We start from the raw sequence: 13379 nt of genomic DNA on the forward strand, positions 1-13379 counted from the left end.
GCTCCTTCTCGCGCCGCGTGCGGCGCGAGAAGGAGCCGCGCAATTCAACTCAGCGCGGCGAGGTTGCCTGCACCCCGAATCAGAGCCGCCACCAGGCGTTCGATTTGAGCGGCGCCGCGGGATCGATGCGTTGGCCGGGGGCGGGAACCGCCACGTCGACCCGCTCGGGTGCGGCGGCGGCGAGCAGGCGTTCGACCGGCTCGGCCCACGGGTGGGGGGCCAGCCGGAAGGTGCCCCAATGGATCGGCACGAGCAGCCCTTTGTCGGTGAGGTCCCGGTGCGCCCGGACCGCCTCCTCCGGGTTCATGTGGACGTCCGGCCATGCGGTGTTGTAGGCGCCGATGGGCAGCAGGGTCAGGTCGAACGGTCCGTGGTCGGCGCCGATGTGAGCGAAGCTCTTCGTGTAGCCGGTGTCGCCGCCGAAGTACGCGCGGTGGTTCGGGCCGGCGAACGCCCACGACGCCCAAAGCGTCGTATTGCGGTCCAGGAAGCGACCGGAAAAGTGGCGCGCCGGAACGCAAGTCACGGTCAGCTCGTCGACCCGGGCGCTCTGATGCCAGTCGAGCTCGACGATTCGGTGCTCCGGTATCCCCCAGGCGCGCAGGTGGGCGCCGACACCGAGCGGCACGAAGAACGGCGCCCGCTGCGTGCGCGTCAACGCCAACACCGTGTCGATGTCGAGGTGGTCGTAGTGGTCGTGGCTGATCACCACCGCGTCGACGGCCGGCAACCCTTCCAGTTGCACCGGGGGCGGGTGGAGCCGCTGCGGTCCGACGAGGTCCGACGGCGAACAGCGATTGCTCCACACCGGGTCGGTGAGCACCCGGTAACCGTCGATTTCCAGCAGCGCCGTCGAATGGCCGAACCAGCTGACGGCGAGCCGGCGGGGGTCGCCGTCGAACAGGGCCGGCGCGGCCAACGGGATCGGCGCGGCGGGCCGGCTGACGCCCCGGTTGCCGATCAACTCCCACGCGACCAGCCGCAACTCCTCGCGATCCATCGTGAGGGCGGAGGCGGGGTCGAGGTTGACGAAGACGCCCTCGCGGTAGTTGGGCGAGCCCTGCGCCACCGCCCTGATGGCGGTGGGATGGGCACCGAGGGCCGCCGGCGCGCCGTGCAGCGCTCGCACCACCCAGCTGCCGGCCGCCAGCGACGCCGTGCCGGCGGCCAGTCGCAGCGCCCCCCGCAGCATCGCTGTCAGGCCCCCTGGAACTTCGGCGGTCGCTTCTCTATGCGCGCGACCTGGGCCTCGATGACGTCCTGACTCTTCCAGGCTTTGTCGAAGAGTTCCTTGTGCTCCGGCAACGAGTCCTCCATGGCACCGTCGTCGTTGAGCACCCGTTTGGCGTGCTGAATGGCCAGCGGCGCCAGGCCGGAGATCTCGGCGGCCCAGGCCTGGGCGTCGGAGAGTGCCCCGATGCGGTTGGCCATCCCGGTCTGCAGCGCCGCGTCTGCGGTCAGCTTCTCGGCGGTCAGCAGCATCGCGCTGGCCCGGCCGTGACCCACCAGCGATGACAGTCGCCGGATGCTCCAGTTGTCCAGCGCCAGGCCGTATTTCGACGTCGGGAACTGAAAGAACGCCTCCGGCGCGACGACCCTCAGGTCGCATCGCATGGCCAGCTGCAGGCCCGCGCCGATGGCTGGACCGTTGATGGCGCCGATCAGCGGGATCAGCGTGGCGTCCATCAACTTGTGCAGCTCGATGAGCCGGTCGGGATAGTCGGCGGCGAACGCGTCGCCGCTCAGGTCCGCGCCGGCGCAGAACACCGTGCCCTGGCCGGTCAGCACGATGGCCCGGACGGAGCCGTCGCTCGCCTTCTGGAAGGTTTCCCGGAGCTCCTCGACGAGCTGCGAGTTGAGGGCGTTGCGGCGCTCGGGACGCTGCAGCTCGATGGTCAGCACGGCTTCGTCCTGGGTAACACCGATCATGGCAGCCACCCTATATAGCCTCGTGTCGTGAGTCGTATCACGGCTGCTCAGCTGCGCGACGCGGTGCTCGACGAGGGCTCCTTCATCCGCTGGGACGGCGAGCCGCTCGCCGTGCCGGTCAGCGAGGAGTATTCGCGAGAGCTGGCCGACGCGCGGGCCGCCACCGGCCTGGACGAATCGGTGCTGACCGGCGAGGGCCGCATCTTCGGGCGCCGGGTCGCGGTGGTGGTCTGCGAGTTCGGCTTCCTGGGCGGCTCCATCGGGGTGGCGGCGGCCGAACGGATCACCGCCGCGATGCAGCGGGCGACCGCCGAGCGGCTGCCGCTGCTGGCCTCGCCCAGCTCCGGCGGCACCCGCATGCAGGAGGGCACTGTCGCCTTCCTGCAGATGGTGAAGATCGCCGCCGCCGTCCGGCTGCACAAACAGGCGCACCTGCCCTACCTCGTCTATTTGCGCCACCCCACGACCGGCGGGGTGTTCGCGTCCTGGGGGTCGCTGGGCCACGTCACGGCCGCCGAGCCGGGCGCCCTGATCGGCTTCCTCGGGCCGCGCGTGTACCAGCTGCTCTATGGCGAACCCTTCCCCGAAGGCGTCCAGACGGCGGAGAACCTGCAGCGCCATGGCGTGATCGACGACGTCGTACCGCTGGAGCAGCTGCGCCGGATGCTGGACCGCGCGCTGACGGTCATCGCCGACCCGCCCGGGGCCCTGCCGGCACCGCGGCCGCCCGAACCGATACCCGACGTGCCGGCGTGGGACTCCGTGGTGGCGTCACGGCGCCCCGATCGGCCCGGTGTCGGGCTGCTGCTGCGCCATGGCGCCACCGATCGGGTGCTGTTGTCGGGCACCGGCCAGGGCGATGCGGCGACCACCCTGCTGGCACTGGCCCGCTTCTCCGGACAGCCCGCGGTGGTGCTCGGGCAGCAGCGGGTGGCGGGCGGGATGGTGGGCCCCGCGTCCCTGCGCGAGGCCCGGCGGGGCATGGCGCTGGCCGCCGAACTGCACCTGCCGCTGGTGCTGGTGATCGACACCGCCGGCCCGGCCCTGTCGGCGGAGGCCGAACAGGGTGGGCTCGCCGGCCAGATCGCCCAGTGCCTGGCCGAGCTGGTGACCCTGGACACCCCGACGGTCTCGGTGCTGCTCGGCCAGGGCAGCGGCGGGCCGGCGCTGGCGATGGTTCCCGCCGATCGGGTGCTGTGCGCGCTGCACGGGTGGCTGGCGCCGCTGCCGCCGGAGGGCGCCAGCGCGATCGTCTTCCGTGACACCGCGCACGCCCCCGAACTCGCTGCCGCGCAAGGTATCCGCTCGGCGGACCTGCTGCGGTCCGGAATTGCCGACGTCGTCGTCCCGGAACATCCCGACGCGGCCGACGAGCCCGTCGAGTTCTGCCGGCGACTCGCGCATGCCATCGCCGCCGAGCTGCACGGCCTGCGCGAGCTGCCCGCCGACGAGCGGTTGGCCACCCGATTGCGGCGCTACCGCCGCATCGGAGTGCCCTGAGCGCGGCACAACGCGCGACACGTAAACCACGCCCACGACACGCCGCAAAACGTCACCGTGGTTTAAGTCTCGCGAGTCAGCCCTCCGGCAGGCCGAGATAGCGCTGAATGGTCGGACCGAGCCAGTCGACGATCTCGTCGCGGGTCATCTCCGCGACCGGGGGGAGCCGTAACACGAAGCGGCACAACGCCATCCCCAATATCTGCGTGGCGATGAGCCCCGCCCTCACCCCCACCTCCTCCGCCGGCGCGAGTGAGGCCACCAGCGGCCGGATCTGGTTTCCGAAGATCTCCTGCATCCGTTGCGCCGCTTCGCCGTTGGTCGCGCTCGACCGCAGCAGGATCACCAGCGCCTCGTCGCCCTCCCAGCGTTCGAGAAAGTGCCGCACCAGCGACCGCCCGACCTGCGTCGGCTCGGTCGCCGCGAAGTCGGGAAACCGCAGGTCGAACTCCGCCGCCGCGGCGAACAGCTTGTCCTTGCTGCCGTAATACCGCATCACCATCGCGGGATCGATCCCAGCGTCGGCGGCGATGGCCCGAATCGTCGCACCCTGGAACCCCGCCGCGCCGAACCGCTCGCGCGCCGCCGCCAGGATCGCCGCCTTCGTCTCGTCCGACGACCGTCTCATGTCAACGATTGTAGGCCAACAACTGTTGACATAGCACTAGCGACGCGCGACCATGGAGTTATGCCAACAAGCGTTGACTAACGCATCAGGGAGAGGAGCCAGCCATGAACGACACCGACGTCCTGGTGGTCGGCGCAGGTCCTACCGGCCTCACGCTCGCCGCCGCGCTGCGAGTCCGCGGGATTCGGGTGACACTGGTCGACAAGGTGGCGGAGGGCGCCAACACGTCGCGCGCTGCCGCCGTCAACGCCCGAACCCTCGAGGTGCTCGACGAGCTCGACGTGTCCCGGCGAATGGTCAAGGCGGGCGTGATCGCGCCGCGGTTCACCATGCGGCAGGGCCGGCGCATCTTGATTCCCGTCGACTTCAGCACGCTTCCGGCGGAACACCCGTACACGCTGATGCTCTCCCAGGCCGACACGGAGCGGCTGCTGCTCGAGCGCCTGCGGGAGCTGGGCGGTGACGTCGTCCGGCCCAAGGCGCTGAGTCGCATCGCCCAGGACGGCGACGGCGTGACGGCGACGTTCGACGACGGGGACACCATCCGCGCCGCCTACGCCGTCGGGGCGGACGGGATGCACAGCACGGTGCGCACGGAAGCCGGAATCGGCTTCGCCGGTGGCGAATTCGCCGAGTCATTCACGCTCGCCGACGTGCGAGTGACCGGCGAAGCGCCCCGTGACGAGGTGATCCTGTTCTACGCCAAAGACGGCCTGACGGTGCTGGCGCCGCTGCCCGGGGACATCTTCCGCGTCGTCGCGCCGACGGCCGACGCGCCGCTGCAGCCGTCGGCGCGGTTCGTGCAGGCACTGCTGGACACCCGCGGCTTCGGGCCGGGGCGAACGGTCGTGACCGAATTGGTGTGGGGGTCGCGGTTCCACATCCATCACCGCGTCGCCGACAGCTACCGGGCCGGCCGGCTGTTGCTGGCCGGCGACGCCGCCCACGTGCACAGCCCGGCCGGGGGCCAGGGCATGAACCTCGGGATCACCGACGCGATGGCCCTGGCCGGCGCGCTGACCGGGGTTCTGCAAGGCGGCCCGGACGCCGCGCTGGACGCCTACAGCGCCGCGCAGCGCCGACGCGCCGAGCGGGTGCTGAAGCTGACCGGACGGCTGACCCGCATCGCGACGCTGCCGCGCCCGTTGCGCCCCCTGCGCAACACCGGGATGCGTCTGGCCGCCGAGGTTCCCGCGGTCCGTCGGCAGCTGGCGGTGCAGTTGAGCGGGCTTGCCCGACAGTGATCGAACCCCTCCCGGTGACGACCGACGGCGGGGGAAGCGAAACAGGCTGCACCGCAACTGGTTTCGGCGCATGCGTGCCGATGTCAACGGCCAGTTGCGGCGCAGCGTCGAAAACGTAACCTTTTGGGCGTCGGCGGCCCGGCCAGGGCACCGCCGTGATCGGCAATCAGGCAAAATGGGCGGCATGGACACTGGTGGGACCTCGCCCCGCGTGTTGGTCGTCGACGACGACTCCGACGTGCTCGCCTCGCTGGAACGCGGCCTGCGACTGTCCGGATTCGAGGTGTCGACCGCGGTCGACGGCGCGGAAGCCTTGCGCAGCGCCACCGAGACCCGACCGGACGCGATCGTGCTGGACATCAACATGCCCGTGCTGGACGGCGTCAGCGTCGTCACGGCGCTGCGGGCGATGGATAACGACGTCCCGGTCTGCGTGCTGTCGGCGCGCAGCTCGGTCGACGACCGGGTGGCGGGACTCGAGGCTGGCGCGGACGACTACCTGGTCAAGCCGTTCGTCTTGGCCGAGCTGGTCGCGCGGGTGAAGGCGCTGCTGCGTCGCCGCGGTGCCGTCGCGTCAACCTCCTCGGAGACCATCACGGTGGGCCCGCTGGAGGTCGACATCCCCGGCCGTCGGGCCCGCGTCAACGGCGTCGACGTCGACCTGACCAAGCGGGAGTTCGACCTGCTGGCGGTGCTGGCCGAGCACAAGACCGCGGTACTGTCGCGCGCGCAGCTGCTGGAGCTGGTCTGGGGCTATGACTTCGCCGCCGACACCAACGTCGTCGACGTGTTCATCGGGTACCTGCGCCGCAAGCTGGAGGCCAATGGCGGTCCCCGGCTGCTGCACACCGTCCGCGGAGTCGGGTTCGTGCTGCGCATGCAGTAGCCAGGTCGAGCGGCGATGAATTTTCTGTCCCGGATCCTCACCCGTACGCCCTCGCTGCGCGCCCGGGTGGTGGTCGCGACGGTCATCGGCGCGGCGATTCCCGTCCTCATCGTCGGCGTCGTCGTCTGGGTGGGCATCACCAACGACCGCAAGGAGCGGCTGGACCGCCGGCTCGACGAGGCCGCCGGTTTCGCGATCCCCTTCCTGCCGCGCGGCCTCGACGAAATCCCCCGCTCCCCCAACGACAACGACGCCATCATGACGGTCCGCCGCGGCGACCAGGTCAGGTCGAATTCCGACGTGACGCTGCCCAGGCTGAGCGTCGACTACGCCGACGCCTACGTCAAAGGTGTGCGCTACCGGGTCCGGACTGTGGAGATTCCCGCGCCGGAGCCCACGTCGCTCGCCGTCGGCGCGACGTATGACGCGACGCTGGCCGAGACCAACAACCTGCACCGGCGGGTCCTGCTGATCTGTGGCTTCGCCATCGGCGCGGCGGCGGTGTTCGCCTGGTTGCTGGCCGCGTTCGCGGTGCGGCCCTTCAAACAGCTTGCGCAGCAGACCCGTTCGATCGACGCCGGAGACGAGGCGCCGCGCGTCGAGGTGCACGGCGCCAGCGAAGCCGTGGAGATCGCCGAGGCAATGCGGGGGATGCTGCAGCGCATTTGGGACGAGCAGAACCGGACCAAGGAGGCGCTCGAGTCGGCCCGCGACTTCGCCGCCGTCTCGTCGCACGAGCTGCGCACCCCTCTGACCGCGATGCGCACCAACCTCGAGGTGCTGTCCACCCTGGACATGACCGACGACCAACGCAAAGAGGTGCTGAGCGACGTCATCCGCACCCAGTCACGGATCGAGGCCACCCTGAGCGCCCTCGAGCGGCTGGCCCAGGGCGAACTGTCGACGTCCGACGATCACGTGCCGGTCGACATCACCGAGCTGCTCGACCGCGCCGCCCACGACGCGATGCGCATCTACCCCGACCTGGACGTGTCACTGGTCCCCTCGCCGACGTGCATCATCGTCGGGTTGCCCGCCGGCCTGCGCCTGGCGGTGGACAACGCGATCGCCAACGCCGTCAAGCACGGCGGCGCCACGCGCGTCCAGCTCTCGGCGGTCAGCTCGCGCGCCGGGGTGGAGATCGCCATCGACGACAACGGCACCGGAGTGCCCGAGGACGAACGCAATGTGGTGTTCGAGCGGTTCTCTCGCGGGTCGACCGCCTCGCATTCGGGCTCGGGGCTGGGGCTGGCGCTGGTGGCCCAACAGGCCCACCTGCACCGCGGGACCGCCGCACTGGAAAGCAGCCCGCTGGGCGGCGCGCGGCTGGTGCTGCGGCTCCCGGGACCCAGCTAGCGCTTCCTCGCCTACCGAGTCGGCCCCCGAGCGGTCGGGCACACTGGAGCGATGGCCGACGGCAAGAAACCGACCGACAACCAAACCCTGGCACACATCCGCGAGCTGGTCGCCGAGGAGAAAGCCCTGCGGGCGCAGCTGCAACAGCGCGACATCTCCCAATCGGAGGAGCATGATCGCCTGCGGCGGCTCGAGGTCGAGCTCGACCAGTGTTGGGACCTGCTGCGGCAACGGCGGGCGCTGCGTGAAACCGGCGGCGACCCGCGCGCGGCCGAGGTGCGTCCGGCCGACGAGGTCGAGGGCTACCTGAGCTGAGCCCGCACCCGGGACACGTCGACGTCGTCGTCATCGGTGGCGGTCACAACGGCCTGGTCGCGGCGGCCTATCTGGCTCGGGCCGGCCTGCGGGTGCGGTTGCTCGAGCGGCTGGGACACCTTGGCGGAGCCGCCGTCTCGGTGCAAGCCTTCGACGGCGTCGGGGTTCGGCTGTCGCGGTACTCCTACCTGGTCAGCTTGTTGCCGCCAAGCATCGTCGACGACCTGGGCGCCTCGGTGCGGCTGGCCCGGCGGCGGTATTCGTCGTACACGCCCGACCCGGCCACCGGCGGCCACCGCGGGCTGCTGATCGGGGCGGGCGCTGACACGTTCGCCGCGATCGGCGCCGGCCCCGACGCGCAGGGGCTCGCCGCCTTCTACCGACGCTGCCGACTGGTGACCCAACCACTGTGGCCAACCCTGCTGGAACCGCTGCACACCCGCGAGCAGGCCCGCCGGCATGTCGTGGAAAGCGGCGGGCGGCAAGCGGCGGCCGCGTGGCAGGCCCTGATCGACGAGCCGATCGGGGACGCCATCACCGCCGCCGTCAGCAACGACGTGGTCCGCGGCGTGATGGCGACTGACGCGCTGATCGGGACGTTCGCTCGCCTCGGCGACCCGTCGCTGATCCAGAATGTCTGCTTCCTCTATCACGTACTCGGGGGCGGGACCGGGGACTGGGACGTTCCCGTTGGCGGAATGGGCGCGCTGACGGACGCCCTGGCGGCGGCCGCCATCCGCCATGGTGCCGAAATCACCACCAGCGCAGACGTTTACGCGGTCGAACCGGATGGCGTGGTGCGTTACCGCACCGGCGACCAGGAGCGTCTGATCCGGGCCCGGTTCGTCCTGGCGGGTGTCACGCCGGCGGTGCTGGCCGGACTGCTCGGCGAACGGCCCGCACCGCCTGTCCAGGGCGCACAGGTCAAGGTGAACATGGTACTGCGGCGGCTACCGCGGTTGCGTGACAACGGCGTCACGCCCGAACAGGCCTTCGCCGGGACGTTCCACGTCAACGAGGCGTGGACGCAACTGGATACGGCGTATGCGCGGGCGGCCGCGGGCGAGGTGCCGAATCCCCTGCCATGCGAGGCGTACTGCCATTCGTTGACCGATCCCAGCATTCTGCCGGCCGGGCTGCGCGACTCGGGTGCGCACACGATGACCGTGTTCGGCCTGCACACCCCGCACTCGCTGTTCGACGGCACCTACTCCGGCGCCCTGCGCGATCGGCTGGCCGACTCGGTACTGGCATCGCTGGATTCCGTTCTGGCCGAACCGATTCAGGGCGTCTTGCTGAGTGACGCCCACGGCCGGCCGTGCATCGAGACGACCACCACCCTGGACCTGCACCGCACGTTGGGGATGACGGCCGGCAACATCTTCCACGGCGGCTTGTCATGGCCCTTCGCCGACGACGACGACCCGCTGGACACCCCGGCGCGGCGATGGGGCGTCGCGACGGCGCACGAGCGGATCATGCTGTGCGGCTCGGGCGCCCGGCGCGGCGGCGCGGTGTCGGGGATCGGCGGGCACAACGCCGCCATGGCGGTGCTGGCCTCGCTGTGACTCGACTCCGCCGTAGCTAGCGCGCGTCGATCGTCGTGTAGTCGCGTTCGGTGTAGCCGGTGTAGATCTGGCGCGGACGGCCGATCTTGCTGTCACCCTCGTCGTGCATCTCGCGCCAGTGCGCGATCCAGCCGGGCAGCCGGCCCAGCGCGAACAGCACGGTGAACATCCGGACCGGGAAGCCGAGGGCCCGGTAGATCAGCCCGGTGTAGAAGTCGACGTTCGGGTACAACTTGCGCTCGATGAAGTAGTCGTCGGTCAGCGCCGCCTCTTCCAGTTCCTTGGCGATGTCGAGCAGCGGATCGCCGCCGAGCTTGGCCAGGATCTTGTCGGCCTGTTCCTTGACGATGCGGGCGCGGGGGTCGTAGTTCTTGTAGACGCGGTGGCCGAAGCCCATCAGCTTGACGCCCTCTTCGCGGTTCTTCACCTTGCGGACGAACTCGCTGACGTCGTCTCCACTTTCGCGGATCTGGTCGAGCATCTCGAGCACCGCCTGGTTGGCGCCCCCGTGCAGCGGTCCCCACAACGCGTTGATGCCACCGGAGATCGAGGTGAACAGGTTGGCCCGCGACGACCCGACCAGCCGGACCGTCGACGTCGAACAGTTCTGCTCGTGATCGGCGTGCAGGATGAGCAGCATGTCCAGCGCCCGCACCACCTCGGGGTCGGCCTGATAGGGCTCCGCGGGCAGCCCGAACGTCATGCGGAGGAAGTTCTCCACCAACGACATCGAGTTGTCCGGGTAGAGGAACGGCTGGCCGACCGACTTCTTGTACGCGTACGCGGCGATGGTGGGCAGCTTCGCGAGCAGCCGGATGGTCGACAGCTCGACCTGGTTGTTGTCCATCGGGTCGAGCGCGTCGGGGTAGTAGGCGCTCAGCGCGTTCACCACGCTGGACAGCACCGGCATGGGGTGTGCGTTGCGCGGGAAGCCGTCGAAGAAGCGCTTCAGGTCCTCGTGCAGCATGGTGTGCAGCTGGATCCGCTTGGTGAACTCCGCGAGCTGGTCGGAGTCCGGCAGCTCGCCGTAGATCAGCAGGTAGCTCACCTCGATGAAGGTCGACTTCTCGGCGAGCTGCTCGATCGGGTAGCCGCGGTAACGCAGAATCCCGGCGTCGCCGTCGATGTAGGTGATCGCGCTCTTGCAGGCGGCGGTGTTGACGAAGCCGTTGTCGAAGGTGGTGTGCCCCGTTTTGGACAACAGGGAACCGAGGGCGATCCCGTCAGCACCCTCGGTGGCGCGGACGATCTCGAGGTCGATCTCGCCCCCCGGGTACTTCAGAGTTGCGGTGTCGTCGGTGTCGGCCACGAGAACCCCTTTGCGCTCTGGCTGGTATGGCTGCCCTGACTAGGTGCTTATAGGTGAAGGTAGTCGTTGTCGCGTTCGCGCGCCTGCCCGGGGTCGGCTCTGCGGGACGGCCTGGGTAATCGATCGGGTGCGGCTCCCGCGTCGCGGCGATCCTCGGCCGGGCTAGGGCTGCAGCCGCTCGATCCGAGCGCCGGTGACCCGGATCCGGTTATGCAATCGGTTCTCCCGCCCCTGCCAGAATTCGACCGACTCCGGGGCGAGCAGGTAGCCGCCCCAGCCCGGCGGCACGGGCACCTGCTCGCGGTCGGCGAAGCGTGCGGTCACCTCCGCCAGCTGGTCGAGCAACGCCGCGCGTGACGCGATCGCACGCGACTGGTGCGACGCCCACGCGCCCAGCTGAGAGCCGCGTGGTCGCTTGGACCAGTAGTCCTGGGTGGCATCCGGGGTGACCTTGCTCACCGGGCCGCGGAGGTGGACCTGCCTGCCCAGCTGATACCAGGGAAAGGTCACCGACGCGTACGGCGTCGCCGCCAGGTCGGCCCCCTTGGCGGAGTCATAGTGGGTGAAAAATGTGATCCCGGACTCGTCCACGCTCTTGCACAGGACCGTCCGGCTTGTCGGCCGGCCGTCGGCGACGGTAGCCAGCACCATGGCGTTGGGCTCGGCGACGCCGGACCGTTCCGCGTCGCCGATCCAGTTGCGCAACAAGGCAACCCAACCGTCGTCGAGCCAATCGGTGTCGAGGTCGGGGCTGCCGTCCTTCTCCACCGATCCGTATTCCACGCGCATGCGCTGCAGGCGTTCGGGGTCTGGTCCTGCCATCGCGCCAACGCTACCGGGGCTTGCTACCGGCCGGTAGCGTCCGCCCGAAGGTGGGGTGCGAGAATTTTCGGTATGACTGTGGTCCCCGAGAACTTTGTCCCCGGCCTCGAAGGCGTCGTCGCCTTCACCACCGAGATCGCCGAACCGGATAAAGACGGCGGCGCGCTGCGTTACCGCGGCGTCGACATACAGGATCTGGTGAACCAGCAGGTCACCTTCGGCGACGTGTGGGGCCTGCTGGTCGACGGCAAGTTCGGCCACGGCCTGCCGCCCGCCGAGCCGTTCCCGCTGCCCATCCACACCGGCGATGTGCGCGTCGACGTGCAGGCGGGCCTGGCGATGCTGGCCCCGATCTGGGGGTACAAGCCCCTGCTCGACACCGATGACGCCACCGCACGCGACCAGCTGGCCCGGGCCTCGGTGATGGCGCTGTCCTACGTGGCGCAGTCCGCCCGCGGCATCTACCAGCCCGCCGTCCCGCAGCGCGTGATCGACGAATGCGCAACCGTCACAGCACGTTTCATGACCCGGTGGCAGGGCGAACCGGACCCGCGGCACGTCGAAGCCATCGACGCCTACTGGGTCTCGGCCGCCGAGCACGGCATGAACGCGTCGACGTTCACCGCGCGGGTGATCGCCTCGACCGGTGCCGACGTCGCCGCGGCGCTGTCCGGGGCGATCGGGGCGATGAGCGGGCCGCTGCACGGCGGGGCGCCGGCGCGGGTCCTGCCGATGATCGAAGAGGTCGAGCGCACCGGCGACGCCCGTGGCCTGGTCAAGAAGATCCTGGACAGCGGCGACAAGCTGATGGGCTTCGGGCACCGGGTCTACCGCGCCGAGGACCCGCGGGCGCGAGTGCTCCGCGCGACCGCAGAGCGGCTGGGCGCGCCGCGCCACGAGGTCGCCGTCGCGCTGGAGCAGGCCGCGCTGGCCGAACTGCGCGAGCGTCGCCCGGACCGGGCCATCGAGACCAACGTCGAGTTCTGGGCGGCGGTGATCCTGGACTTCGCGCAGGTGCCGGCCAACATGATGCCGGCGATGTTCACCTGCGGGCGGACCGCGGGCTGGTGTGCGCACATCCTCGAGCAGAAGCGGCTGGGCAAGCTGGTGCGCCCGTCGGCCATATACGTGGGACCGGCCCCGCGCAGCCCGGAGTCCGTCGAAGGTTGGGACCGCAGCCTCACCCACGCCTGAGGCGGGCCCCGTTGTCGGTGCCCCGCGATTGAATGAGATCGCCGCGATGAGTTTGTGTCGCGGGCGAGGTCATAACTCGCGAGCCCGCCCGTCCCGGGCGGGTCTGGGAGACCGACAGCAAGGAGAACCACGATGGCGATCAACTTCGAACCGGCCCTGTCCCCGCACCTGGTGGTGGATGACGCGGCTGCTGCGATCGACTTCTACGTCAAGGCATTCGGCGCCGAGGAGATCGGGCGAGTGCCTCGCCCCGACGGAAAGCTGGTCCACGCCGCGCTGCGCATCAACGGCTTTATGGTCATGCTCAACGACGATTTCCCGGAGATGTGCGGCGGCAAGTCGATGACGCCCACGTCACTGGGCGGCACCCCGGTGACGATCCACCTGACCGTGACCGACGTCGACGCGAAGTTCCAGCGCGCGCTGGACGCGGGCGCCACCGTGGTGGCGCCGTTGGACGATCAGTTCTGGGGCGACCGCTACGGCGTGGTGGCCGACCCGTTCGGCCACCACTGGTCGATGGGACAGCCGGTCCGCGAGGTCGGTTATGACGAGCTCCAGGCCGCGATGGCGGGGCAGGGCGCGAGTTAGCCGAGCAGCCGGTCCAACAGCCCGCGTCGCGGCGCCG

Annotated in this window: 13 protein-coding genes; 8 read left to right on the forward strand and 5 right to left on the reverse strand. The window is 70.1% G+C overall.

The genetic code is table 11. The features are described 5' to 3' along the window. Positions 1-79 precede the first annotated feature (79 nt). Positions 80-1192, reverse strand: coding sequence for an MBL fold metallo-hydrolase (locus A5713_RS11320; RefSeq protein ID WP_156751851.1), 1113 nt, complete (start codon positions 1190-1192; stop codon positions 80-82). A gap of 5 nt (positions 1193-1197) precedes the next feature. Further along, on the reverse strand, positions 1198-1929 hold the full coding sequence (locus A5713_RS11325; protein ID WP_068095538.1) for an enoyl-CoA hydratase: 732 nt from the start codon (positions 1927-1929) through the stop codon (positions 1198-1200). Positions 1930-1956: 27 nt separating this feature from the next. Between A5713_RS11325 and A5713_RS11330 the strand changes: the two genes are divergently transcribed. After that, complete coding sequence (locus A5713_RS11330) at positions 1957-3429, forward strand: carboxyl transferase domain-containing protein (RefSeq protein ID WP_068095540.1); 1473 nt, start codon at positions 1957-1959, stop codon at positions 3427-3429. 76 nt (positions 3430-3505) lie between these two features. On the opposite strand, the gene A5713_RS11335 is transcribed toward A5713_RS11330, so the two are convergent. Then, positions 3506-4057 (reverse strand): TetR/AcrR family transcriptional regulator, encoded by a 552-nt coding sequence (locus A5713_RS11335; protein ID WP_067926075.1) that lies wholly within the window; start codon positions 4055-4057, stop codon positions 3506-3508. A gap of 104 nt (positions 4058-4161) precedes the next feature. Here A5713_RS11335 and A5713_RS11340 point away from each other — a divergent pair, with 104 nt between their 5' ends. From A5713_RS11340 to A5713_RS11360, 5 genes are all read left to right on the forward strand, one after another. Beyond that, entirely contained in the window at positions 4162-5301 is a 1140-nt protein-coding gene (locus tag A5713_RS11340) for an NAD(P)/FAD-dependent oxidoreductase (RefSeq protein ID WP_068095542.1), read from the forward strand. A gap of 175 nt (positions 5302-5476) precedes the next feature. After that, a complete protein-coding gene (gene prrA / locus A5713_RS11345) occupies positions 5477-6187 on the forward strand; it encodes a two-component system response regulator PrrA (RefSeq protein WP_102419630.1) in 711 nt (236 codons plus the stop codon). Between the two features lie 15 nt (positions 6188-6202). Further along, the gene (locus A5713_RS11350) at positions 6203-7543 is read left to right on the forward strand and encodes a HAMP domain-containing sensor histidine kinase (protein WP_068095544.1); all 1341 of its coding nucleotides are present in this window, start codon (positions 6203-6205) and stop codon (positions 7541-7543) included. 51 nt (positions 7544-7594) lie between these two features. Then, a complete protein-coding gene (locus A5713_RS11355; RefSeq protein WP_067926083.1) occupies positions 7595-7858 on the forward strand; it encodes a DUF2630 family protein in 264 nt (87 codons plus the stop codon). Beyond that, complete coding sequence (locus tag A5713_RS11360) at positions 7855-9426, forward strand: NAD(P)/FAD-dependent oxidoreductase (RefSeq protein ID WP_068095546.1); 1572 nt, start codon at positions 7855-7857, stop codon at positions 9424-9426. The genes A5713_RS11355 and A5713_RS11360 overlap by 4 nt, the downstream gene beginning before the upstream one ends. Positions 9427-9442: 16 nt before the next feature. Here A5713_RS11360 and A5713_RS11365 read toward each other — a convergent pair whose 3' ends face one another. Together A5713_RS11365 and pdxH are read right to left on the reverse strand one after the other, a co-directional pair. Continuing rightward, complete coding sequence (locus A5713_RS11365; RefSeq protein WP_067926087.1) at positions 9443-10735, reverse strand: citrate synthase; 1293 nt, start codon at positions 10733-10735, stop codon at positions 9443-9445. Between the two features lie 162 nt (positions 10736-10897). After that, complete coding sequence (gene pdxH, locus A5713_RS11370) at positions 10898-11557, reverse strand: pyridoxamine 5'-phosphate oxidase (protein WP_067926090.1); 660 nt, start codon at positions 11555-11557, stop codon at positions 10898-10900. Positions 11558-11629: 72 nt separating this feature from the next. Between pdxH and A5713_RS11375 the strand changes: the two genes are divergently transcribed. Together A5713_RS11375 and A5713_RS11380 are read left to right on the forward strand one after the other, a co-directional pair. Then, positions 11630-12751 (forward strand): citrate synthase 2, encoded by a 1122-nt coding sequence (locus tag A5713_RS11375; protein ID WP_067926091.1) that lies wholly within the window; start codon positions 11630-11632, stop codon positions 12749-12751. A gap of 132 nt (positions 12752-12883) precedes the next feature. Further along, positions 12884-13342 (forward strand): VOC family protein, encoded by a 459-nt coding sequence (locus A5713_RS11380; protein WP_068095548.1) that lies wholly within the window; start codon positions 12884-12886, stop codon positions 13340-13342. Positions 13343-13379 lie beyond the last annotated feature (37 nt).

Source organism: Mycobacterium sp. E2497, from assembly GCF_001668695.1.
Classification (GTDB): domain Bacteria; phylum Actinomycetota; class Actinomycetes; order Mycobacteriales; family Mycobacteriaceae; genus Mycobacterium.